General features: G+C 60.7%; 20 protein-coding genes. 6 read left to right on the forward strand and 14 right to left on the reverse strand.

From position 1 onward, the window contains the following. Positions 1-945: 945 nt before the first annotated feature. The 4 genes from acnB to efp all read left to right on the forward strand — a co-directional run bounded on the left by acnB (position 946) and on the right by efp (position 6591). Entirely contained in the window at positions 946-3531 is a 2586-nt protein-coding gene (gene acnB / locus CKA81_RS08160; RefSeq protein WP_128354867.1) for a bifunctional aconitate hydratase 2/2-methylisocitrate dehydratase, read from the forward strand. Positions 3532-3634: 103 nt separating this feature from the next. Next, the gene (locus tag CKA81_RS08165; RefSeq protein ID WP_128354868.1) at positions 3635-4837 is read left to right on the forward strand and encodes a DUF2863 family protein; all 1203 of its coding nucleotides are present in this window, start codon (positions 3635-3637) and stop codon (positions 4835-4837) included. Then, the gene (gene earP / locus CKA81_RS08170) at positions 4837-5952 is read left to right on the forward strand and encodes an elongation factor P maturation arginine rhamnosyltransferase EarP (protein ID WP_128354869.1); all 1116 of its coding nucleotides are present in this window, start codon (positions 4837-4839) and stop codon (positions 5950-5952) included. Before CKA81_RS08165 ends, earP begins: the two co-directional genes overlap by 1 nt. Before the next feature lie 81 nt (positions 5953-6033). Beyond that, the gene (efp, locus tag CKA81_RS08175) at positions 6034-6591 is read left to right on the forward strand and encodes an elongation factor P (protein WP_128354870.1); all 558 of its coding nucleotides are present in this window, start codon (positions 6034-6036) and stop codon (positions 6589-6591) included. 30 nt (positions 6592-6621) lie between these two features. Here the strand turns inward: efp and CKA81_RS08180 are convergent, their stop codons facing one another. The 7 genes from CKA81_RS08180 to CKA81_RS08210 form a co-directional block, all read right to left on the reverse strand. After that, a complete protein-coding gene (locus tag CKA81_RS08180; RefSeq protein ID WP_128354871.1) occupies positions 6622-7110 on the reverse strand; it encodes a DUF1178 family protein in 489 nt (162 codons plus the stop codon). A 54-nt stretch (positions 7111-7164) separates the two neighbouring features. Then, complete coding sequence (locus CKA81_RS08185) at positions 7165-8862, reverse strand: ABC transporter ATP-binding protein (RefSeq protein ID WP_128354872.1); 1698 nt, start codon at positions 8860-8862, stop codon at positions 7165-7167. Beyond that, the gene (locus CKA81_RS08190) at positions 8859-10364 is read right to left on the reverse strand and encodes an ABC transporter permease (protein WP_128354873.1); all 1506 of its coding nucleotides are present in this window, start codon (positions 10362-10364) and stop codon (positions 8859-8861) included. Before CKA81_RS08190 ends, CKA81_RS08185 begins: the two co-directional genes overlap by 4 nt. 4 nt (positions 10365-10368) lie before the next feature. Continuing rightward, positions 10369-11346 (reverse strand): ABC transporter permease, encoded by a 978-nt coding sequence (locus CKA81_RS08195; protein WP_128354874.1) that lies wholly within the window; start codon positions 11344-11346, stop codon positions 10369-10371. After that, the gene (locus tag CKA81_RS08200; protein WP_128354875.1) at positions 11343-13592 is read right to left on the reverse strand and encodes an ABC transporter substrate-binding protein; all 2250 of its coding nucleotides are present in this window, start codon (positions 13590-13592) and stop codon (positions 11343-11345) included. The genes CKA81_RS08195 and CKA81_RS08200 overlap by 4 nt, the downstream gene beginning before the upstream one ends. Then, on the reverse strand, positions 13568-14200 hold the full coding sequence (locus CKA81_RS08205) for a thermonuclease family protein (RefSeq protein WP_128354876.1): 633 nt from the start codon (positions 14198-14200) through the stop codon (positions 13568-13570). The genes CKA81_RS08200 and CKA81_RS08205 overlap by 25 nt, the downstream gene beginning before the upstream one ends. Before the next feature lie 137 nt (positions 14201-14337). Next, positions 14338-15981: an isovaleryl-CoA dehydrogenase gene (locus tag CKA81_RS08210; RefSeq protein WP_128354877.1), complete on the reverse strand. Its 1644-nt coding sequence runs from the start codon at positions 15979-15981 to the stop codon at positions 14338-14340. Between the two features lie 121 nt (positions 15982-16102). Between CKA81_RS08210 and CKA81_RS08215 the strand changes: the two genes are divergently transcribed. Both CKA81_RS08215 and eda read left to right on the forward strand, forming a co-directional pair. Further along, positions 16103-16480, forward strand: coding sequence for a DUF423 domain-containing protein (locus tag CKA81_RS08215; RefSeq protein ID WP_128354878.1), 378 nt, complete (start codon positions 16103-16105; stop codon positions 16478-16480). Positions 16481-16598: 118 nt separating this feature from the next. After that, entirely contained in the window at positions 16599-17219 is a 621-nt protein-coding gene (gene eda / locus CKA81_RS08220; RefSeq protein ID WP_128354879.1) for a bifunctional 4-hydroxy-2-oxoglutarate aldolase/2-dehydro-3-deoxy-phosphogluconate aldolase, read from the forward strand. A 15-nt stretch (positions 17220-17234) separates the two neighbouring features. On the opposite strand, the gene CKA81_RS08225 is transcribed toward eda, so the two are convergent. The 7 genes from CKA81_RS08225 to CKA81_RS08255 are packed head-to-tail and all read right to left on the reverse strand — an operon-like array spanning position 17235 to position 22972. Further along, on the reverse strand, positions 17235-18203 hold the full coding sequence (locus CKA81_RS08225; protein ID WP_128354880.1) for a 2-hydroxyacid dehydrogenase: 969 nt from the start codon (positions 18201-18203) through the stop codon (positions 17235-17237). A gap of 15 nt (positions 18204-18218) precedes the next feature. Next, the gene (locus CKA81_RS08230) at positions 18219-19163 is read right to left on the reverse strand and encodes a sugar kinase (protein ID WP_128354881.1); all 945 of its coding nucleotides are present in this window, start codon (positions 19161-19163) and stop codon (positions 18219-18221) included. A 2-nt stretch (positions 19164-19165) separates the two neighbouring features. Beyond that, positions 19166-19933 (reverse strand): sugar phosphate isomerase/epimerase family protein, encoded by a 768-nt coding sequence (locus tag CKA81_RS08235; RefSeq protein WP_128354882.1) that lies wholly within the window; start codon positions 19931-19933, stop codon positions 19166-19168. A gap of 45 nt (positions 19934-19978) precedes the next feature. After that, the gene (locus tag CKA81_RS08240; protein ID WP_128354883.1) at positions 19979-20770 is read right to left on the reverse strand and encodes an amino acid ABC transporter ATP-binding protein; all 792 of its coding nucleotides are present in this window, start codon (positions 20768-20770) and stop codon (positions 19979-19981) included. A gap of 17 nt (positions 20771-20787) precedes the next feature. Next, a complete protein-coding gene (locus CKA81_RS08245; RefSeq protein ID WP_128354884.1) occupies positions 20788-21591 on the reverse strand; it encodes a transporter substrate-binding domain-containing protein in 804 nt (267 codons plus the stop codon). A gap of 56 nt (positions 21592-21647) precedes the next feature. Continuing rightward, positions 21648-22301, reverse strand: coding sequence for an amino acid ABC transporter permease (locus CKA81_RS08250; RefSeq protein WP_128354885.1), 654 nt, complete (start codon positions 22299-22301; stop codon positions 21648-21650). Next, a complete protein-coding gene (locus CKA81_RS08255) occupies positions 22301-22972 on the reverse strand; it encodes an amino acid ABC transporter permease (RefSeq protein WP_128354886.1) in 672 nt (223 codons plus the stop codon). Before CKA81_RS08255 ends, CKA81_RS08250 begins: the two co-directional genes overlap by 1 nt. Between the last annotated feature and the right edge of the window lie 4 nt (positions 22973-22976).

The raw sequence follows: 22976 nt of genomic DNA on the forward strand, positions 1-22976 counted from the left end.
CTGGGCCGGTTCGGCGCCCTGCGCGCCGAACACCGCTTTGCCTTGCTCGTCCGGCCCTTCGGCCTCCCTTCGCGTACAGCTCGCTCGGCCCCGAATGGCCCCCCACCCTTAGCCCCCGCCACGCCTGCTGCGTGTTGAGTTAACCATATGCCGCTGGGACGGGTCGCTTGCTTGGCATGCTTCTGCCACCCCCAGCTAGTGTGAAAGGCTTATTGCGCTCGTCCTACGCGGCCCGCCTGCCGGGCCGCTCGGACCTCGAGGTTGATATGGCGGATGGGTGTTGGTTTGCCGGGATGGCAGCGCGTAACTTGGAGCCAATCATGACGCGAGACGGCAGTGCCAGCAATGTTGTGTTCAGGCAATTTAGGTAGATCATTGGTCTGCCGCGCGCACAGTAAGCCAACGGGCAAACCACTTCGTGTACGAGCAACCGCCACGCAATCAAAAAAGTCAGAGCTGCCCCCCGCCCGTCTACGTCGGGAATGCCAAGTTCCCCGCCGCAGGGGCGGGGAATTTGGCGGCGACGCAGGCCCTTTCACCCCGAAGTGGCGGTGCATAAACATGCCAAGCAAACAACTCGTCCACGGCGACGGTCACATTAATCCACCGCAGCGCTGGGGAGGGGGTGGGGCCTGTTGAGGGACTTTGGGGCCGAGCGAGCCGGACGCGAAGGCAGCCCGAACGGGCGAACGAGCGAGGCGATGCGATGTTCGGCGCGCAGGGCGCCGAACCGGCACCGTGTCCCGCAACAGGCCCCACCTCCCCAGCGCGTGTCAATAACGACCCTCAGCAAAAAACGAAGAAATCACCATTTAGCAACACTCCCACTTCTACGCCCATCTTATGTCTTATATAAGATATAAGACATTTGCCTCCCACCCCTGTTCCTTCTACAATGTCACCATCACCTCGCACATCCACAATCTAGAACAAAGGGCATCCACAATGCTGGAATCTTATCGCCAACACGTAGCCGAACGCGCTGCGTTGGGCATCCCTCCGCTTCCCCTTACTGCACATCAAACGGCCGACCTGATCGAGCTGCTGAAGGCGCCGCCTGCTGGCGAAGAAGCCGTCCTGGTCGACCTGTTTACGCACCGTGTACCCGCCGGCGTCGACGATGCCGCCAAGGTCAAGGCTTCTTACCTGGCTGCCATCACGCTGGGCACGGAAACCTGTTCATTGATCGATGCACGCCACGCGACTGAGCTGCTGGGCACCATGCTGGGCGGCTACAACATCAGCCCCCTTATCGATCTGCTCGACAAGCCTGAACTGGCACCGGTCGCGGCCGAAGCGCTCAAGAAAACCCTGCTGGTTTTCGATGCCTTCCACGACGTCAAGGAAAAAGCCGACAAGGGCAACGCCTATGCACAAGCTATTTTGCAAAGCTGGGCCGATGCCGAATGGTTCACCAGCCGTCCTGAAGTCCCGCAAAGCCTGACGCTGACGGTTTTCAAGGTCACTGGCGAAACCAATACCGATGATCTGTCGCCCGCGCCCGACGCTTGGAGCCGGCCTGACATTCCGCTGCACGCGCTGGCCATGCTGAAGAACCCACGCGAGGGCATACAGCCCGATGAGCCCGGCAAGATCGGCCCCATCAAGTACATGGAAGAGCTCAAGAAAAAGGGCAACCTGGTTGCTTACGTGGGCGACGTCGTCGGCACGGGCTCTTCACGCAAGTCGGCCACCAACTCGGTACTGTGGCACACCGGCGAAGATATCCCCTACGTACCCAACAAGCGCTTTGGCGGCGTTTGCCTGGGCAGCAAGATTGCACCCATTTTCTACAACACCATGGAAGATGCCGGCGCCTTGCCGATTGAACTGGATGTCTCGCAAATGAATATGGGCGACGTCATCGAACTGCGCCCCTACGAGGGCAAAGCGCTTAAAGACGGCCAGGTCATCGCTGAATTCCAGGTCAAGTCGGATGTATTGTTCGACGAGGCTCGCGCCGGCGGTCGTATTCCGCTGATTATTGGCCGCGGCCTGACAGCCCGGGCGCGTGAAGCCCTGGGCCTGCCTGTTTCCACCCTGTTCCGTCTGCCGCAAAGCCCGGTAGACACCGGCAAGGGCTACACCCTTGCCCAGAAGATGGTCGGCCGTGCCTGCGGCCTGCCCGAAGGCACTGGTGTACGGCCCGGCACGTATTGCGAGCCGCGCATGACCTCCGTGGGCAGCCAGGACACCACTGGCCCCATGACGCGCGACGAACTCAAAGACCTAGCTTGCCTGGGTTTCTCGGCAGACCTGGTCATGCAGTCCTTCTGCCATACGGCCGCCTACCCGAAGCCCGTGGACGTCAAGACTCATCACGAGCTTCCCGACTTCATCAGCACCCGCGGCGGCGTCTCGCTGCGCCCAGGCGACGGCATCATCCACTCGTGGCTGAACCGCATGCTGCTGCCCGACACCGTGGGCACGGGCGGCGACTCCCATACCCGCTTCCCGATCGGCATCAGCTTCCCGGCCGGCTCTGGCCTGGTGGCGTTTGCGGCTGCCACCGGCGTCATGCCGCTGGATATGCCCGAATCCGTGCTGGTGCGCTTCAAGGGCAAGATGCAGCCCGGCGTCACGCTGCGCGATCTGGTCAATGCCATTCCGCTGTACGCCATCAAGCAAGACCTGCTTACCGTTGCCAAGCAAGGCAAGAAGAATATTTTCTCTGGCCGCATACTCGAGATCGAAGGTCTGCCCGATCTGAAGATCGAACAGGCCTTCGAACTGACCGACGCGTCGGCCGAGCGCTCGGCTGCCGGTTGCACGGTGCGGCTGAACAAAGAACCCATCATCGAATACATCACCAGCAACATCACCTTGCTGAAATGGATGATCGCCAACGGCTATGAAGACGAGCGCACACTGGGCCGACGCATCAAGGCGATGGAAGCCTGGCTTGCCAACCCGCAGTTGCTGCTGCCCGACGCCGATGCCGAGTACGCCGCAGTTATCGAGATCGACCTGGCCGACATACACGAGCCCATCGTGGCCTGCCCGAACGATCCCGACGACGTCAAGACCTTGTCTGATGTCTCCGGCACCGCCATCGACGAAGTGTTCATCGGCAGCTGCATGACCAATATCGGCCACTTCCGTGCTGCTTCAAAGTTGCTGGAAGGCAAGCGCGACATGCCGACCAAGCTGTGGGTGGCTCCGCCCACCAAGATGGACCAGAAGCAGCTTACCGAGGAAGGCCATTACGGCGTTCTGGGCAGTGCGGGCGCGCGCATGGAAATGCCCGGCTGCTCGCTGTGCATGGGCAACCAGGCACAGGTACGAGAAGGCGCTACGGTGATGTCTACCAGCACCCGCAACTTCCCGAACCGCCTGGGCAAGAACTCCAACGTCTTCTTGGGTTCGGCCGAACTGGCTGCCATTTGCTCGCGCCTGGGTCGTATCCCGACACGGGAAGAGTACATGGCCGACATGGGTGTACTGGACCAGAACAGCGACGATATCTATCGCTACATGAACTTCGATCAGATTGAAGATTTCCGCGAGATCGCGGATGCAGTAAGCGTCTGATTACTGATCGTTGACCACAAGCTCCCGACCTTACGTGTCGGGAGCTTTTCTTTTTGACGGCGTTACACTAGACGTCTTATTACTTGCATTGCCTGAAACTTCCATGCCCCCTACCTCTCCAACCCGTTTATCCCGCGATGCCCAGCGGCTTCTGGCGCTGACCGAAGCGCTGGCGCGCTCTGGCAGCCGTCTTGAAGACGACTGGTGGGAAAGCCGGCTTGGCGTCCTGCTCGATAAGCTGCTGCTGGGTAAAAAGAACAAGACCGTGGAGTCCGCCCTGGACTACCTGCTGGCGACCAATATCGATGCCTACGAGATCCTGGTGGAACAAGCGGAGACCGTCTCCGAGTCCACGACGATGACCGTGGATGGCGTAGAGTATGACGCCCTGCTTTTCTCGGCGCCCGTGGTGGCCTGGACCCGCTATCAGTTGCCCGAAGGGGATTTAACGGCCGTGCAGCGCGACACGATCAGCGCGGCGCTGGCCACCCACATTGCCGCCCCCGACGCACGCCTGGCGCTTATCCCATCGCTGGTCAATTTCGATCAGATGCCACAGACCTTTCAAGAAACGCGCGCCTGGACCCAACGGCTGGCGCAGCGTGCGCTGCGTACCGGTACTGAGGCCTGCGTATTGGGCCAACCCGCCGATCCAGAGGGCTTGCTGGCCGACGCGCGCTTTGTCGTGGGCGCGATTGTCGTCAAGCGCGGCGCCGCTGTTTTCCGCTGGCAGACCAACCCTGACGACGCCGGCGCGCTGACCCGCCAGCAGTGTCTGGACGCCTGGATCGACGATTGCTCGATCACCCTGGGGCCGCTATTTACCGGCTGTCAGGTCGAATATCTGCAACCCGACGCCTACTATGTAAACAGCCGCGAGGCCGACCGCCGTATCCGGCCGCTGGCATTGCGGGCTGCCGTGACCTGGCTGCAGACCGCCGCTCATTTGCCGGGTGGCGATTTACGCGCCGTTATTGCCGGCTGCGGCGAGGCTTCCATCGAAGAATATCGCATCGGTTTCAGCACCCGCCAAAGCAATGAAGTCGTGTACGGATGCATCTGGCCTGTCCTGAGCAAGGAAGAGGCTGTAGCCGACGGACTGGAAGCCGGCCATGTCGACGTGCCGGACGAGATCGCGGCCCTGCTGAAGGAAATGGGCGTGGGCGACATACGCCGCTTGCCCGGCATTTATCCGCCCGAGTTCTGCGATGACTGCGGAGCGCCGCACTTTCCCAACCCCTTGGGCGAAATGCTGCACCCCGAACTTCCGGAAGAAACCGACCTCGGGCCTGTTCATTTTCATTAATGGCGCGCCTGGGCTTCGACCTGTTCTGCCGCGTCGTCGATAACTTCGGTGATATCGGCGTCTGCTGGCGCCTGGCGCGTCAGCTGGCTGCCATGCCCCAGCAGCACACCGTACGCTTATGGGTCGACGACTTGTCAACCTTTGCCCGCATCGAACCGGCCGTCGCGCCCACGCTGGACCGACAAACCATAAGCGGCGTGGACATCGTGGCCTGGAACGACGCCAGTGCCTCGCTGGCGCCGCAAGAGATCGTCGTGGAAGCCTTCGCCTGCGACCCCCCTGCCGCATTCATGCAACAGGCCAGGCAGCAAGATAGCCTGTGCGTGAACCTGGAATACCTCAGCGCCGAACCTTGGGTTGCGAGCTGTCACGGCTTGCCCTCACTGCAGGCCAACGGCCTGCGCAAGGTGTTCTTTTTTCCGGGGTTCACTACCGACACGGGTGGCTTGTTGCGTGAGCCCGATCTTCTGGCGATCCGTGATGCTTATCGTGCAGACCCAGGCCAACGTGCCGCCTTGCTGGTTACCGTCGGCCTGCCGACTGCGCAGATCGCCACGCTGCTGGAGGGCGGCCGGCAAGTGCTGCTGTTTGGCTACTCGCATGCGCCGGCGAACGCGCTGCGCCAAGTTCTGGCGCAACAGCAGCAGCCGTCTGTCGTACTCGTGCCTTCGGGCGTCTGCCCCGACTTGCCGCGGGGCGCTTACGGCCAGACCTACGTTCACGATATGCCTTTTGTTGATCAAGACGGCTTTGATCGCCTGCTATGGACCAGCGACCTGAATTGCATACGGGGCGAGGATTCGCTGGTAAGGGCGCTATGGGCCGGCAAGCCCCTGCTCTGGCACATCTATCCCCAGGAAGACGGCGCACACATGCAAAAGCTGCAAGCATGGCTGGCCCTATCGCCGTTTGAAGGCATTGCAGGTCCGTTGATGAGGTGCTGGAACGACGGCGACCCGTCCGCCGTTATTCCCTTGCTGCGCAAGGCGATGGATAACCCGGACTGGGCGCAGTGGCAAGGCGCCGCAGCGGACTGGTGCGCGCAGTTGGCCAGGCAAAATGACTTGGCAACAACACTGGCCGAGTATTGCGCGCAAAATCGTCGAAAAGGTTAAAATAGTGGGTTTTACAAGACATGCTCCGGCCCGGCAGTACAACTGGCGGAGCAATTTAAATTCCCCGGAGTTCTCTACTATATGAAAACCGCACAAGAATTGCGCGTTGGTAACGTTGTGATGGTGGGCACCGATCCGCTCGTCGTCCAGAAAGCCGAATACAACAAATCTGGCCGTAACTCGGCGGTCGTCAAGCTGAAATTCAAGAACCTGCTAACCGGCTCGGGCAGCGAATCCGTCTACAAGGCCGACGAAAAATTCGAAATCGTCGTCCTGGAAAATCGCGAGTGCACCTATTCGTACTACGCCGATCCGATGTACGTCTTCATGGACGAAGAGTACAACCAGCACGAAGTCGAAGCTGAAAGCATGGGCGATGCGCTGAACTACCTGGAAGAAGGCATGAAGGTCGCCGTCGTGCTGTACGAAGGCCGCGCCATCTCGGTCGACCTGCCCACCATCGTCGTGCGCGAAATTATCTACACCGAGCCGGCCGTCAAAGGCGACACCTCGGGCAAGGTACTCAAGCCCGCCAAGACCAGCACCGGCATGGAAGTGGCCGTACCCCTGTTCTGCAATATCGGCGACAAAATCGAGATCGACACGCGTACCGGCGAATACCGCAGCCGCGCGATGTAAAAAAGCGAGGCGTGTGCGCCTCGCTTGCGCCTATTGCAGGCGCTCATCATCCAGAAAATCCGGGACCGGCATCACTGCGATGCCGTCCTGCGCCAGCGCTTCTTGTTCTTCCAAGGTGGCTGTGCCGCGTATGGCGCGCTCTTGCGTTTCGCCCTCATGCATCTTGCGAGCCTCGTCGGCAAAGCGCGGGCCGACATTCTCGGCGCTACGCAACATGCTGCGTATGCGCCGCAAAACTTCAGCCTGCAACTGCTGCATCCGCGATGATGCCGGCGCCGCCACGGCGGTGCCGCCCGCTTGCTTGCCTGACGGCGAGGCACGCGAGGGCGCATCCTCCTGACGAAGATGGCTGACGTTAAGCCGTGGAGCCGAGAGCATCTTGCTGACCTCGTTGCTGTTGCACACAGGGCAAGTGAGCAATCCGCGTTGGTGCTGGGATTCGTAGCTGTCTTCCGAGCCAAACCATCCTTCGAAGACGTGACCCTGCTGACACTGGAGATCAAAAACTTTTAATGACATGGCTTCAATATGCGGGCGAAAGCGCTGAATTCAAGGCTGCGGTGGCCTTCGGACCTACAGGCGCGGGACGGCGGCCAGCAGACGCTGCGTCTGTTCATGCTGCGGTCGGTGCAGAACAGCTTCAGTCGCACCGGCCTCCACGATGCGTCCTTCGTGCATGATCGCGATGCGATCCGATAAATACTCGACCACGCCGAAATTATGGGTGATGAACAGATAGGCCATGCCGAACTCCGCCTGCAGGTCTTGCAGCAGATCCAGTATCTGGGCCTGTACTGAGACATCCAGCGCCGACGTTGGTTCATCGCAAATCAGCACAGCCGGCTCGACCGCCAAGGCCCGCGCAATTGCCACACGTTGCCGCTGGCCCCCGGAAAACTCGTGGGGATAGCGATCGGCGGTATTGTCCGGCAAGCCCACCCGCTCGAGCAGCCGGCCTATCTGTGCCGCCCGTTCGGCGCGCGATCGATCTGGCCGCAAGGCGGCGATGCCTTCGTCAAGGATGTCGCCCACCAGCATACGCGGATCCAAAGACGCGTAAGGATCCTGAAAAACGATCTGTATGCTCTGGCGCAAGCGGCGCAGTTGGCGGCCGCGGGCCTGCAACAGGTCTTGGCCCTGCAGGCTGGCTTTTCCGCCGACCTGCACCTGCTTGTCCAGGAGGCGCAAGAGCGCCTTTGCGGTTGTGGTCTTCCCACAACCCGACTCTCCCAGCAATGCCAAGGTCTCCCCCGCCCGCAAGTCGAACGACACATCGTCGACAATACGCAGGGGCTTGCCGCCAGTCCGCCAGAACCCGCCCCTGGGCTTATAGGACACAGACAAATGCTCGACGACCAATACCGGCTCCGCGCCCGGTGTAGCGCTGGCGTGCCTGCGCGGCAAACCAGGCGACAAGGTCCCCGCCGCAAGGGATGGGTCCTGAGCAGACAACACCTGACCGCGCTTGGCGAACGTGGGGATGGCTGCAAGCAACTGGCGCGCATAGGGATGGCGGGGCGCCGCAAAGAAGCTTGCGGCATCAACGGTTTCGACGATCTCGCCGGCACGCATCAGGGCCACATAGTCCGCCACGTTCTTTACCACAGCCAAATCATGCGTAATCAATAAAATGGCCAGACCCATTTCCTTCTGGATATCGGCCAGCAGATCGAGAATCTGGGCTTGAACCGTAACGTCCAGCGCGGTGGTTGGCTCGTCGGCGATCAACAGGCGCGGTTCGGCCGCCAGGGCGATGGCGATCATGATGCGCTGCTTCTGCCCACCGGAAAACTGGAAGGGGTAATCGTTCAGCCGTCGATCAGCCTCCGGAATACCCACGCGACGCAGCCACCAGGCGGCACGCTCTGCCAGCGCCTTGCCCCGATAACCGGTGTGCGCGCGCAAGGTTTCATATAGCTGCTGGCCGATCGTCATGACCGGATTCAGGCTGGTGGCCGGCTCCTGGAAGATAATGCCGATGCTGCCCCCGCGCACATCGCGCATGGCGCGTTCGGACAGCGTCGCCAGCTCGGTGTCGCCCAGACGGATCCGGCCTGCACTGATGCTGCCGGCATCGGGCAGCAGACGCAGCAGCGCCAGGGCAGTCATGCTTTTGCCGCAGCCCGACTCGCCCACCAGTGCAAAGGTCTGGCCATGCTTGATCGTCAATTGCAATGACTTGACGGCCTCGGCGATGCCAGTGTCGCCTGCAATCTGCACCGACAGGCCTTCCACCGTCAAGACGGTCGCGGAACTTCCGGTGGCGCTCATCGCTCTGCCCCTGAAGCGTTGGCGCCTGCGTCCGCCGCGGGGACAGTCAGCACAGGGGCAGCCCGGGCGAGCCGCGCTGAACGGAAACGCCGTGTGCGGGGATCGAACGCGTCCTGTACCGCATCGGCAAAGATATTGGCGGACAGCACCAGCGCCAGCAGGAATAAAAAAGCGCCCAGCAAGTTCCACCAGATCATGGGATCGCGCGACATTTCCAGGCGAGCTGCATCGATCATGGTTCCGAAAGATGGCGTGCTGGGGTCCACGCCTATGCCCAGGTAAGACAGCACCGCTTCGTAGAGCACCAGGCTGGAAAATTCCAGTACCAGCGTGATCAACACGATGTGCATGAGATTAGGCAGCAAATGGCGCCGCATGATGCGCCAGTGCCCTACCCCGAAGGCCCGCGCTGCCTGCACGTACTCCAGTTCTCGAAGTTTCAGTGTTTCGGCGCGCAGCAGCCGGCACAAGCCGGCCCAGCCGGTCAGGCCAAGAATCATGCACAGCATGAACAGACGCAAGTCGGCGCGGGCGGCGACCGTATCGAAAAGCTCCGGGTTGTTGTCGATGTAGACCTGCATCATCAGCACGCAGGCGGCAATCAGCAAGACGCCGGGTATGGAGGTCAGCGTGGTGTAGATGTACTGAATGACATCATCGACCCGACCCTTGAAGTAGCCCGCCGCGATGCCGAACATCAAGGCGGGGGGCAGCATGGCCAGCGTGGTCAAGGTGCCAATGACCAGTGCCGTGCGTATGCTCTTCAGGCACTGCCACAACACGTCGTTGCCCGTGCGGTCCGTGCCCAGCACATGGTAGTTGCCGCCCAGCACCAGCGCGACCGACCCAAGCACCAGAAGCAGGCTGGCGGTGATCCAGACAGCTCGCCAAGGGAGGTCGTTTTCGCCACGCCACCACGCCCGCCAGGCAGCAGACCAACTGGGGCTGGCGACCCGGTGCGCGAGCGTCAATAGCAAGGCTGCCAGCAATGACAGGGCCGCGCCTACTGCCAGTCCGGTTAATACCCGGCGGGAGATGTCCGCTACATGCTCGGCCTCAGTGTCGATACCCAGCCCGGCGTACTTCAGTCGTGGAAAATCGCGTACCGGCTGGCCATCGATCAATTCCGTTTCCTTGGTGAACTGACGTATGGCCAAGGGTGCCGAATAGGTTTTCTCGCGCTGCGCCAGCTGCGTCAACGACAACAAATCATCCAATGCCGAACGCAATACCGGCGAATAGACTGGCGCAGGTGCCGGATCTGTGGCGCTGGCACCCGCGATGGGCGGCAACAAGGGGCGGTAATGTATGGAGTCAAGCACACCTAGCGTAATGAAAGTCAGCAGCACCACGGCGGCGCACATAGCCGATGGCGTGCGGGCCACACTGCGCCAGGCCGATCGCAACGCCGCGCTGCGCCTGGCCCGCCATACATAAAACAGCATGGCCAGCACCAGGAAGTACACAAAAACGTCAGTCCACAGGAAAACAAAGCTAGGCATGGCGCTACTCGAACCGGACTCGTGGATCGACCAGCGTATAGGAAAGATCCGCCAGTATCAGTCCCACGATGTACAGGGCGGAGCCCAGGAAGACCATGGCGCGGACGATGGAGAAATCCTGCGCGTTGATCGCGTCTATGGTGTAGCTGCCCAGGCCGGGAATACCAAAAAACGACTCCGAGATAAGACTGCCCATGAACAACAGCGGGATGGCGGACACGGTGCCCGTGAGTATCGGCAACATGGCATTACGCAGCACATGCCGAAAGAGCACGACGCGTTCAGCCAGGCCTTTGGCACGCGCTGTACGCACATAGTCCTTGCTGGCCTCTTCCAGGAACAAGGTGCGATAGAACCGTGCCTGAGCCCCCAAGCCTGAAATAATCCCGATCAGCACCGGCAGGATAAGAAACCGTATGCTGTTCCAGCCATCCACAAAACCCGAGTACGGCACCCAGCGCAACACTTTGGCAAACAGCCATTGCCCGGCGATGATATAGAACAGGCCCGAAATCGAAAGCAAGACCACGCAGATCACCACCCCCGCGAAATCCAGCCGCGTGCCTTTGAAAAACACCAGCAGCAAGGCAAAAGCAATACAAACGAACAGGCCCAATGCAAAGGTCGGCAGCGCCAGGGCCAGGCTGGGACCCATCCGGGTCGCGATCTCGTGGCTGATGTCGCGGCCATCATCTGAAAATCCGAAGTCCATGCGCAACAGAGGCACTGAGCGGGTATAAAAAATGGTGTCCGTCCATTGCGCGGCGCCGCTGGCCTGCGTGTTGACGAACAAGGGTTTGTCGTAGCCCCGCTGCACCTTCCAGCGGTCGATGGCGGTTTGGCTGACACGCTGCCCGCCTATGGAAAGGCGGGCCATATCGTCTGGCGTGTTGACCGCGAAGAACAGCACGAAGGTCAGCAGGTTGACGCCCAATAGAATCAGCATGCCATACAGCAGGCGCCGGACGGTATAACGGATCATGGCTTCCTCGCAACATCAGGCAGGTCAGCCAACGCGGCCGCGCCGTCCCGCCGCCGTGCCGTCCGCCAGGCCAGGCCGGCGCCGACAGCCAGCACTGCCGCCAGCAGCCATAAAGGCCACCACACCGGGGCATTCCATTGTTGTATCTTCTGCGCACGCAAGGCCGGCTCGATACGGTAGTACTGCAAGGTATTGCGCACCATTTGCGTGGGCTTGGCGTTACGGACCCAGGCCTGATAGGCGCCGCCGGATTTGGGGAAATAGCCAAACATCCATGGCGCGTCCTGCTGAACGATCTGTACCATGCGATGCACCAGGGCTTCTTTCTCTGGGCCGTCGTCCAGAAAGCGCATTTCCTCGAACAGCCGGTCGAACTCGTCGTTTTGATAGTTCGACGCATTTTCCCCGCCCGTGGCCACTTTGGCGTGCGGGCCATACAGCAGGAACAGAAAGTTTTCGGCATCCGGATAGTCGGCCACCCATCCCCACATATATAGCTGGGCACTGCCGTTGCGCATCTTGTCCTGGAAGCGGTTGTAATCAGTGGCGCGTACTTCCAGCTGTATGCCTATGGCCGCCAGTTGACGACGCATCCAGTCGAGCATGGCGCTGGAGCCCATGCCGCCCGCCGAATCGAAATGCAGAATCAATGGCCGGCCCGATAGTGCATCGCGGCCCTCCGGATACCCCGCCTCTGCCAGCAAGCGGCGCGCGTCGTCCAGGGGGCGCCGTTCTGCCCGTCCGTCCTCCAGCGTGTATACCTGTTCGTTAAGCCCTTCGGGCAAGGCTTGATAGCCGGGCACGCCCGGAGGAACAGGACCGTAAGCAACTTGCGCTTCGCCGTTCTGGAAAATGGAAACATACTGCTCCCAGTTGAAGGCAATGCTAAGCGCCTGGCGCAGCTTGCGATTGCGCTCTGTTTGCTCGGGCGTATCGCCTTTGCCCACGACAGGATCCAGCCAGTTGAAACCCAGATAGAAAACCTGCGCTTCGGTGGCGCTGCGCAATTGCAGTCCGTGGTCTTCGTAAAGGGCTGCCTTCTCTGTCGAATCGCCCGCCGCCACGCGCATCGCCACCCCGTAGTCGCCACGTTCGACTTGCGGAATGTCGTAATACCCCTGTATGAACTTGCCCATCAGGGGTACGCCTTCTTTCTCCAGCGAAAACACAATACGGTCGATAAAGGGCGTGAGTTTTCCGCAGTCGTCGAGCAAGCCGATATCCTGGTCCCCAGGCTCGCCCGTGCAAGGATAGGGCTCGCCACGGAAATTAGGGTTGCGCTGCAGGACATGGCGGCGGTTGACGATGGACTCGCTCAGCATATAAGGCCCGGTACCCACTGGCCAGGTATTCAGCGACAAGTTGTGCTCGGCCATGCCGGGCTGGTGGTAAAAGCGGTCGGCTTCCCAAGGAACGGGCGCGGTAAAAGTCATGGCCAGCCAGTACTTGAATTGCGGATACTTGCCGATTACCTTGATGCGCAACGTGTGGTCATCCAGCGCCAAAACGCCATCGAATCCCATCCTGCGCAAGTCCATCCAGGCGGCGTCGCCGCCGCCCGCCTGTTCTCGCAGGACTTCATCGTGCTGCTTCAAGACCTCCCCGTAGTCGCGCATGCCCGCGATATGCTCGGCCATCACGCCATACACAGGCGATACGACACGCGGACTGGCCAATCGGCGAAAGGCATAGACGTAGTCGTCCGCCACCAGCTCGCGCGTACCGGTGTGCTGGAAATCGTCGATGCCGAACTTGCCTTCAAGCTGACCGGAAGAAATGGGCCAATACACGGGCTTGCCGTTGGCGTCGCGGGCAAATGCGGGGTGGGGCTGGAACCGTATGCCGGGCTTGATACGTATGTCGTAGACGCTGACGGCAATATCCTGCCCGGGCGCATCGTCGGGCAGGATATTGCCTGCAGCATCATAGTAAGTGGGCGGGTCAATCGATGCTGCAGCGCGCGGCACCAGGTGGTAGGGCCGCGCCAGATAATCGTATCCGTACAGCGGCTCATAAATGGAATAGGTAAATGGCGTCTCGTCGCTGGAATACGAACTGGCCGGATCCAGATGCTTGGGCGAGCGCTGGGAAAACGCCGTGTACAACACGTTGTCTTGCTCATGGCCGGCCGGATAGGGACTATTGACGGGCTCTTGCGTGCAAGCGACCAGGCCCAGCATCAGCGCCACCAAGCCCAGCACCTGCAATGACAGACGCAGCCCTAGCACTGCTGCTTCTGCCAGCATTGATAGCGCCAAACCCAGGGCGCTACGGCCTCTGGCTGTTGCCAGATGCCCAGGCCGGCCGCGCGCGCTTGCTCCTGCACGGCAGGCAGGCTGGCATCGCGCAGAAACTTGCCGCGCTTCTCCATGTTTGCCCAAGCCATGCCCTTTTGCACCAGTTGCCGGTTGGCCGTGGTGCCGTCGGGCAGGGGCACATCGCAGATATGCCGTTCGTAATGATCTTGTTCATGGCACTGGGCCGTGATGGACTTGCCGGCGATAAGCGCCGCCAGGGCTTTGCGCGATGCCTGGGCATAGGGCTGGCCGGGACGCTGGTTCTTGCTGTTGCCGGTCTCTGGCGCGTCGATGCTGGCCAGGCGTATGCGCAACTCGCGTCCATTGACCAGCAGACTGAAGGTGTCGCCGTCGGTGACTTGAACGACCCGGCCCGCTAGGGAATAGCTGCCAGGCGGTGCTCCGGCAGTGGTGGTGGCGCCGACATTGCGGTGGCCGTACTGGGAACCCCAGCCCGCCAGCGCACCGACGAAGACCAGCACTGCCAAGGACACGCCGCCCCGCGCCGTCAAGGCGTGCAGCAGCTTGTGCACCAGCAGATTCAAAAAACGGTTCACATCAGTCCTGGAATTCAGTCGCACGGAAAAGCTTGCGGCCGCCGGCGCGGCCAGGCGCTGCGATTATAGGGCCCCCAAGTGGTCCGAAACAGTCGGTATATCCCTGAAGCGCATCATAACGGTTTAGCGCCCCTTGCTTAGTCCGCGCCGCTCCAGCAGCGATCAAGGACGCTGCTCAAGGCAAACGCTGCCGGGGTCACGCCGTATACCCGGCCCGCACCAGCGTAACGACTGCGGATGAAGGCGTCGGCCAGTGTTGCGGTTCCATGTCGACGCAACAAGCCAGCCTGAACCAGCAGGACAATCTCCTGGGCGATGTGCCGTGCTGCGGCTTCCAGCGCCGGGCCTGTGGTCCCGAGCAACTGACGCAGACTGCTGGCACGCGCCTGCAGCATCGTGTCGCCTGCGGCATCCTCCTCGAGCGAGTCCAACAACACAGCGGCAAGTTCGGGATGACGACGTAGCGCCCGCAAGACGTCCAGGCACATGATGTTGCCGGATCCTTCCCAAATTGAATTGACCGGCGCCTCGCGATACAGACGCGCCATGGGCCCGGTTTCTATATAACCATTGCCGCCCCACACCTCCATGCATTCAGCCGTGGCCTCTATGCTGCGCTTGCAAATCCAGAACTTTGCCGCCGGCGTGAGAATACGCCGATAGGCCTGGTTCAGGGGCTCGTCTGGCGCGTCAAAGGCCCGCGCCAGACGCAGCGCCAGCGCCGTGGCAGCTTCACTTTCCAGAGCCAGGTCCATGAGCACGCTTTGCATCAGCGGCTGATTTATCAGCAGCTCGCCGAAGGCCATCCGGTGCCGGGCATGATGGACGGCTTGCACGACGGCCTGCCGCAGCAATGCCGTGCTGCCCAGGACGCAATCCAGGCGCGTGTACGAGGCCATTTCCACCAGCGTGGCGATGCCACGGCCCTCCTCGCCGACCAATATGCCTACGGCATCCTGCAACTCGACTTCCACACTGGCATTCGAGGCGTTGCCCAACTTGTCCTTCAAGCGCTGAATGCGCACGGCGTTCTTGCTGCCGTCGTCCAGCCAGCGCGGCACATAGAAGCAGGAATAAGCCTCGTCATGGCGGGCCAGCACCAGGTGGGCGTCCGACATGGGCGACGAGAAGAACCACTTGTGTCCCACCAGATGGTAGGGCAAGCCCCGACCACTCTGTGCCAGAGGCCGTGCCCGGGTCGTATTGCTGCGCAAGTCCGAACCACCCTGCTTCTCGGTCATGCCCATACCCACCATCATGGACGTTTTGTCGGAAAGCGGAGCATCCCGCTGGTCGTATTGCGATGAGTAAAGGCGGCTAGCGACGGAATCGAACCAGTCTTCCTTTTGCAATATAGGGATGGCTGCCGAGGTCATGGTGACGGGGCATAAAGAGCCCGCTTCCACCTGGCCGTGCATCAGGTAAGCGGCTGCGCGCGCCACCTGCGCCCCCGCCCCGGGATGAGACCAGGCGCCGCTGTGCATGCCTTGCATAAAGGCCAGGCGCATGAAGCGGTGCCATGCCGGATGGAAGTCGACCCCATCGACCCGGCGCCCCTGGCGATCGAACATGACAAGCTCGGGCTTGTGGCGATTGGCCTGGTTGGCCAGCTCGATGGTTTCGGCCAGGCCGAGGCGGGCGCCGTAATGGTGCAAGGTCTCGGTATGAGCAGCGCCACCTTCACGCAACACCCCCTCTTGCAAGGCGGCATCCGAGGTATACAGGTTGTAGTCGCCCAGGTCGGGCACCTGATTCGTGACTTCGTGCGTGGTCCATGCCATGGCGACCTCCGTGCCGGTTCACTGCCTTGTGCGTGGGCGTCTTGGCGCGCCCGGCAAGGCGTGTTTTGATGATAGCACCGGGCGCATACAGTAAGATCAAAGACTACTTACCGGAACCGCCATGACAGATCGCCTGCTCGTTATTTTTGCCGCCCTTACCCTGATGGTGGGCGTAGGAACCGGCGCCTTTGGCGCGCACGCGCTCAAGCGCATCCTTAGCCCGGACATGCTTGCCATCTGGCAAACGGCTGTGCAGTACCAAATGGTCCATGGCTTGGGCATGCTGCTGATCGCGCTGCTGGCGACCCGCTACGGCTCGCCCCTGCTGCACTATGCCGGCATGCTGATGTTTGCGGGGGTAGTGGTATTCAGCGGCAGCCTTTATTTGCTGGCCTTCACCGGCATCAGGTGGTTGGGCGCCATTACGCCTTTCGGTGGCTTGGCATTTATTGCGGCCTGGGCCATGGTTGCGCTGGCCGCTTGGCGCAGTGCTCCTTAGCTTTGAGGCCATTTGTAGTAAAACTACAGTAAAATGTCGGCCTCTTGCGGGCCACCACCTTCCAACACCCGATTGGGCGCATGCTTGATCGCACCGACAAACCTAGCGAGCCGTTACCATGAACGCACTGGAACTCCTTGAACATAGCCCGGTCATGCCGGTCATCGTCATCCACGACCTGGACACGGCCGTCGACCTGGCCCGCGCGCTGGTAACCGGGGGCGTACGCAGTCTCGAAATTACACTGCGTTCGGAAAATGCTCTACAGGCCATACGCGTGATCAGCAAGGAAGTGCCCGAGGCCCTGGTGGGCGTGGGCACGGTGCGCAACGCACGCCAACTGGATCAAGCCCTGGAAGCCGGCGCCCGCTTTGCGGTCAGTCCGGGCCTGACACCGGATATCGCCCACGCCGTTCGCCTTGCAGGCATACCCTTCCTGCCGGGCGTAGCCACGGCATCCGAATCCATGCACGCTGCGGACCAGGGCTTTACCGTGCAAAAGCTTTTCCCGGCTGAAGCCGTGGGCGGCGCAGCCTTGTTGAAAGCCTTGTATGGGCCTTTGCCCGATATCGTCTTTTGCCCCACCGGCGGCATCAACGCAAGCAATGCCGCCACTTATCTGGCGCTGCCAAATGTGAAATGTGTCGGGGGCTCGTGGCTGACGCCTGAAAACGCGGTGGCCGGGCGCGACTGGGCTGCCATCACGCGCCTGGCACAAGAGGCGTGCCGTCTCCAGTAGCTGCAGCCGGGCGGCCTAGCCGCGCCGGTAGGCCGCCAGCGGGGTTTCACCGCGCAGCGCCATAAGCAGATTGGTCGTCGCCATTTCGGCCATGGCGGCGCGCGTTTCGTGAGTCGCCGAGCCGGCGTGCGGCAAGGGTAGTATTTGCGGATGATCGCGCAAGGGAGAATCCTGCGGCAGCGGTTCGATGTCGAAGACGTCCAGGCCGGCGGCACGCAAGTGGCCGCTATCCAGAGCGTCCAGCAAGGCTGTTTCCTGGACAATGGGGCCGCGTGCCCCATTGATCAGAATTGCACCCGGCTTCATCCGTGCAAATTCCGCCGCCCCCATCATCCCCCGGGTCTGCTCGGTAAGCGGCAACACAATAACCACGAAATCAGATCGCTGCAGCACTTCATCGAAGCTTGCGCTGCGCGCCTTGCCTTCCGGCAGACCACTGCCTACGGGCGTACGGGTGTGATAGAGCACGGGCATTCGAAAACCCAGGGCGGCGCGTTGTGCCAGCGCCTGCCCGATCCGGCCATAACCCAATATGCCCAGCGTCTTGCCATGTACATCCCAGCCGTATAGGTCTTCTCCTATGCTGCGCTTCCAGCGGCCCTGTTGCACATAGCGCCCCAGTTCGAGAATGCGCCGGCTGGTTCCGAGCACCAGCGCGAAGAGCAGGTCTGCGACCGTCTCTGTCAGGACGCCCGGTGTATGGCATAGGGTAATGCCGCGTTGCTGCAAGGCATCGACATCGAACTTGTCGACGCCAACCGAAATACTGGAAATAACTTGCAAGCGCGGCGCCAGTTTAAGCAGCAAATCGTCAATAGCGTAGCTGGACCCGATGAGGCCTTCCGCCGTCGGCAGGGCGTCCAGAAAGGCACGCTCTTGTCCGGCGACCCGGGGATTGGCAATGGTGACCTCGTGCTCGTCACGGATGCGTTGCAACTGCGCCGGCGGCAACTCTCGATAGACCAGAACCTGCTTGCGACTCATGTGCCTTCCTTGATGTCAGTAACCCGCCTGCTCGAGCTCCTGGCGAGTCGGCAAACCCTCAGTGTCGCCCAGCACCTGGACGGCGCGCGAGCCTATCCAGCTACCCCGCTCCACCGCCTTTCGCCAGGACAGACCCTCTAGCTTGGCGCTGATTACACCCACAGCGAAGCCATCGCCGGCCCCTACGGTATCGACAACCGATGCGACCGGGCATCCGGGCACATAGCCCTGCTCGTCCCCTGTATCGTAATAGGCGCCATCCGCGCCCAGCTTGATTACCACGGCCTTGGCGCCACGCTCGCAATAATAGCGGGCGATTTCCTCAGGCGTGTCGCGCCGCGTCAGTAACTGGCCTTCAGAAAGCCCAGGGAAGATCCAGTCGGCCCCGTCGGCAAGCGTATTGATACGTGTGCGCATTTCTTCAGTCGACGGCCATAGCACCGGGCGCAGATTGGGATCGAAACTGACGGTTCTTCCGGCCGTCCGCATCAGGTTCATGGCGCGTTGCGAGACCTCGAAGCAATTAGCTGAAATTGCGGCAAACACACCTGTACCGTGCAAATGGCGGGCACTACGCAGCCAGTCTTCGTCAATGTCGGACAGCTGCATCTGGCTTGCGGCCGAACCCTTGCGATGGTATTCGACCGGGGGATCGCTGCCATCGGTCACCCTGCCCTTGAATTGCAGGCCGGTGCGCTGAGTGGCGGCGCTTACGACATGCGAGCAATCGATGCCCTCGCCCTGCATTTCAGCCAACAGGTAGCGGCCCATGGAGTCATCACCCAGGCGGCTGGCCCAGCCAACCTTGTTGCCCAGGCGCGACAGGCCGATGGCAACATTGGTCTCGGCACCGGCCGTGCGTTTGGAAAAGCCACGCGCCTGCTCCAGCGGCCCTGGCTGGTCAGCAACTAGCAGCATCATCGCTTCGCCAAAAGTCACTACGTCCAGGGTATGGCTCATTATCAGGTCTCCAAGGCGCGCAGTTGCGCAATCGCATCCCGCGTAATCGTTGTCAGGTCGTTGCCTACCAGGGGGTATTCGATGGCATGCGGCACACTGGTGGGCAAACGGCGCAGCACCGCTCGCCAGGGAGCGGCGGAATCCGTCAATGGGACCGCCACCCATCGGTCCACCCGACGTTGCACACCTTTGCAGTGTACATAGCGGACACGTCCAGCAAAAGACCGAGCCGCCAGCAGCGGACATTCGCCCGTCCAGTGCCAATTGCCCACATCGAAGGTCATGCCCAGCTTGATGCCAGCTTCGTCCAGCGCAGCAAAAAAGCGTTTCAAGGCGTGTACGGTGCCCGCGCCATGGGTCTGGTCGTTTTCTATCATCAGGACGATGTCGGTGCTGCCCAGCGCCGCAGCAAGCCGGCCGAGCGAATCGATCGAGCTGTCGTTAAAGCCGCCGATGGACATCTTCAAAACGCTGGCCCCTATTGCTGCGGCGTCGTCGAGGCCCAGCCGCAGCGCGTCCTCATCGAAGCGACCTTGCGCCGTCCAGAGCATTTGCGGGCTGGAATAAACACAATACAAAGCCGTCTCGGCAACCGCAGCGCGGATTTGTTCATGCTCGCCGGCGTGTCCATGCAGTAATTCGCCACGGACCTCCACGCCGTCAGCGCCCGCCTGCTTGCACAGATGGACGAACCAGGCTTGGCCATGGCGTTGCACCTCTGTGGCCCCGAAGGAAGACAGCGACACAATAATGGGTCTGGAAGGATTCATGTTGCCGCTATGCCGCCAATGAGGTGGCGAGCATGCTCAAGCGTGTCAGTGATTCAGTATTTGGCCCAGGAAGTTCCGGGTCGTTTCGTGCTGGGGATTGCTGAAGAATTGCTCGGGCGGCGCCTGCTCGACGATCTTGCCGTCGGCCATGAAGATCACACGGTCGGCAACACTGCGGGCGAAACCCATTTCGTGCGTCACGCAAAGCATGGTCATGCCGTCTTCAGCCAAGCCTATCATGGTGTCCAGCACCTCTTTCACCATTTCGGGGTCCAGTGCGGAGGTCGGTTCGTCGAACAGCATGATCTTGGGTGTCATGCACAAGGCCCGGGCTATCGCCACGCGCTGCTGTTGCCCGCCCGACAACTGGCTGGGATATTTTTTGGCTTGGTCGCCAATGCGCACCCGGGTCAGATACTTCATGGCCAGCTCTTCGGCCTCTGCCTTGCTTTTCCCGCGCGATCGCATGGGGGCCAACATGCAGTTCTGCATGATGGTCATGTGGGGGAATAAATTGAACTGCTGAAACACCATGCCCACTTCCTGGCGGACGGCGTCGATATTGCCCGCCTTGGCAGTCAGGTCGATACCATTGACGGCAATACGGCCTTGCTGCACTTTTTCGAGCCCGTTGATGCAACGGATCAGTGTGGATTTACCGGAACCGGATGGACCGCAGATGACGATACGCTCGCCAGCGGACACGGTCAGGCTGATGTCAGTCAGAACGTGGAACTTGTCGAACCACTTGTTCAATCCATCGATCTCGATGATCGTCCCGCCATGGGCGGGACGACCTTCTTGACCGACAGCACGGCTGGTCTGTGCGTCTGTCATGTTCAATCGCTATGCAATCAGGATTTGTTCAACTCGGGCAAGGGCGAACCCAGCCACTTTTCGTACAGCTTGCTGAATTCACCGTTCTGGATGTTCTTGTCGATCAGTTCATTGATCGTCTTCAGTGTGTTGGGTTCATTCTGGCGCATGGCAACAGCCATCTCTTGCTGCAGCAGTACGAACTTGTTCTCGAACTTGTCCGGTGAGCGCTGGGCGATCTGGCCTGCTACGGTAGTCGAGCAGCCAATGGCATCAACCTGGCCCGACAACAAAGCCTGCATGGCCGAAGCGTCATCGTCGAAACGGCGAATCTCGGCGTCTGCGGGCGCGATCTTGGTGACGGCGATATCCTGCGTGCTGGCACGGGCTACGCCGATGCGCTTGCCGGACAAGTCTTTCTCGGACTCGATCTTGGTTTCCTTGCCGCCGAACACCACGATCTGGGCGGCCGAGTAAGGATGCGAGAACTGAACCTGCTTGGCGCGGTCGGGTGTAATGGCAAGCGAAGCTACCAGCATATCGACCTTGTTGGTCAACAGGAAGGGGATGCGGTTAGGGCCAGTGACCGGCACGATATTGAGCTTTACGCCCAGATCCTTGGCCAGCAAGCGTGCCACGTCGGCATCGTAGCCGTCGGGCTTGTTCTCGGTGTTCAGGATGCCATAAGGGGGGAAGTCCACCAGCATGCCGATGGTCAGTTGGCCTTTTTCCTTGATCTGGTCGATGGTTTCGGCCGCCACTGAGCTTGCGCCGATAGCCAGCGCAGCGCCTGCCAGCAGGGTCGCGCCCATGAGGCGGCGCATTTTATTGATCACAAACATAGATTTGTCTCCAGGGTTGAACTACTACAGTCAAAACTAAACTTGCAAGGCGCATGTTATTGCGCCAGCGACACGGCCAGACGCCTTTCCATATACGCCGCCAGCAAAGACAAGGGCCAGCACAAGAAGAAATAGATCACGGCCACTACCGTGAATACAATCATCGGCTGGAAGGTTGCGTTATTGATGATCTGGCCCGCACGCGTTAATTCGGTAAAGCCGATAATGGCGGCAAGTGACGTGCCCTTGACGATCTGGACAAGATAGCCAACGGTGGGAGGCACGGCAATCCGGAGGGCCTGCGGCAGCACCACATAGCGCATCTTGTTGCGATACGACAGCCCCAGCGCCTCGGCAGCTTCCCATTGGCCGCGCGGTATGGCTTCGATACAGCCACGCCAGATCTCGCCCAGAAAGGCACCGCTATTAAGGGTAAGCGCAGTGGCGGCGGCCAGCCAAGGGTTGATGTCCAGGCCAATGACAGGCGCACCGAAAAAGACCAAAAACAATTGCAGCAACAAGGGGGTGCCGCGAAAAAGCTGTATGAACCCCATCGCCAGGGCGCGCGCCGGACGGTACTCGGTCGTGCGTCCCAACGCCACGAGCAGGCCCACAATGCCGCCGCCCAGAAACGCCATGAGAGATAGCGCGATGGTCCATTGCGCCGCTTCAAGAATAAACCACAGGTCGTTGTAGCCAAAGCTGCGCATTATCGACGATCCGGATAGTTAAGGCTCGACTGGTAAACCAGACGGAATACATAGGAAAACAACAGCGTCAGCAACAGGTAGATGCCGGTGACCACAATGTAGATCTCGAAACTGCGAAAGGTTTGCGATTGCAGGTTGGCTGCAACAGAGGTCAAGTCATCGGCCGAAATCACCGACACCACACTGGACGCCAGCATCAGCAGAATGAACTGACTGGTAAGCGCAGGATAGATGGTCTTGAGGGCGGGCTTCAGGATGATGAAGCGGAAGATTTCCATCCGGGACAGATTCAGCGCCAGGCCGGCTTCGATCTGCCCTTTGGCGATGGACTCTATGCCCGCACGCACGATCTCGGTTGCATAGGCGCCCAGGTTGAACACCATGGCGACCAAGGCGGCGGTGTAAGGTGACCAGCGCACGCCTATCGCCGGGAGCGCGAAAAAGAAAAAGAACAACTGCACCAGGAACGGCGTATTGCGGATGATCTCGATGTAGATGTTGATGAGCCAGCGCACCGGTGCTGGTCCCGAGGTCTTGCCCCACGCGCACAGGATGGCCACCATCAACCCCAACAGCATGGCAAGAAATGACAGCTGGATGGTCATCCAAGTGCCATGTAGCAGTAGGGGCCATGCGTCAAAGACGGGACCGAATTGGAAGGAGTAGTTCACGGTG

The organism is Pollutimonas thiosulfatoxidans (assembly GCF_004022565.1).
GTDB lineage: Bacteria > Pseudomonadota > Gammaproteobacteria > Burkholderiales > Burkholderiaceae_B > Pusillimonas_D > Pusillimonas_D thiosulfatoxidans.

Bases quoted from the DNA above. Each gene is read 5' to 3' on its own strand.
- acnB (WP_128354867.1), top strand. From the start codon at position 946: ATGCTGGAATCTTATCGCCAACACGTAGCCGAACGCGCTGCGTTGGGC.
- CKA81_RS08165 (WP_128354868.1), top strand. From the start codon at position 3,635: ATGCCCCCTACCTCTCCAACCCGTTTATCCCGCGATGCCCAGCGGCTT.
- earP (WP_128354869.1), top strand. From the start codon at position 4,837: ATGGCGCGCCTGGGCTTCGACCTGTTCTGCCGCGTCGTCGATAACTTC.
- efp (WP_128354870.1), top strand. From the start codon at position 6,034: ATGAAAACCGCACAAGAATTGCGCGTTGGTAACGTTGTGATGGTGGGC.
- CKA81_RS08180 (WP_128354871.1), bottom strand. From the start codon at position 7,110: ATGTCATTAAAAGTTTTTGATCTCCAGTGTCAGCAGGGTCACGTCTTC.
- CKA81_RS08185 (WP_128354872.1), bottom strand. From the start codon at position 8,862: ATGAGCGCCACCGGAAGTTCCGCGACCGTCTTGACGGTGGAAGGCCTG.
- CKA81_RS08190 (WP_128354873.1), bottom strand. From the start codon at position 10,364: ATGCCTAGCTTTGTTTTCCTGTGGACTGACGTTTTTGTGTACTTCCTG.
- CKA81_RS08195 (WP_128354874.1), bottom strand. From the start codon at position 11,346: ATGATCCGTTATACCGTCCGGCGCCTGCTGTATGGCATGCTGATTCTA.
- CKA81_RS08200 (WP_128354875.1), bottom strand. From the start codon at position 13,592: ATGCTGGCAGAAGCAGCAGTGCTAGGGCTGCGTCTGTCATTGCAGGTG.
- CKA81_RS08210 (WP_128354877.1), bottom strand. From the start codon at position 15,981: ATGGCATGGACCACGCACGAAGTCACGAATCAGGTGCCCGACCTGGGC.
- CKA81_RS08215 (WP_128354878.1), top strand. From the start codon at position 16,103: ATGACAGATCGCCTGCTCGTTATTTTTGCCGCCCTTACCCTGATGGTG.
- eda (WP_128354879.1), top strand. From the start codon at position 16,599: ATGAACGCACTGGAACTCCTTGAACATAGCCCGGTCATGCCGGTCATC.
- CKA81_RS08225 (WP_128354880.1), bottom strand. From the start codon at position 18,203: ATGAGTCGCAAGCAGGTTCTGGTCTATCGAGAGTTGCCGCCGGCGCAG.
- CKA81_RS08230 (WP_128354881.1), bottom strand. From the start codon at position 19,163: ATGAGCCATACCCTGGACGTAGTGACTTTTGGCGAAGCGATGATGCTG.
- CKA81_RS08235 (WP_128354882.1), bottom strand. From the start codon at position 19,933: ATGAATCCTTCCAGACCCATTATTGTGTCGCTGTCTTCCTTCGGGGCC.
- CKA81_RS08240 (WP_128354883.1), bottom strand. From the start codon at position 20,770: ATGACAGACGCACAGACCAGCCGTGCTGTCGGTCAAGAAGGTCGTCCC.
- CKA81_RS08245 (WP_128354884.1), bottom strand. From the start codon at position 21,591: ATGTTTGTGATCAATAAAATGCGCCGCCTCATGGGCGCGACCCTGCTG.
- CKA81_RS08250 (WP_128354885.1), bottom strand. From the start codon at position 22,301: ATGCGCAGCTTTGGCTACAACGACCTGTGGTTTATTCTTGAAGCGGCG.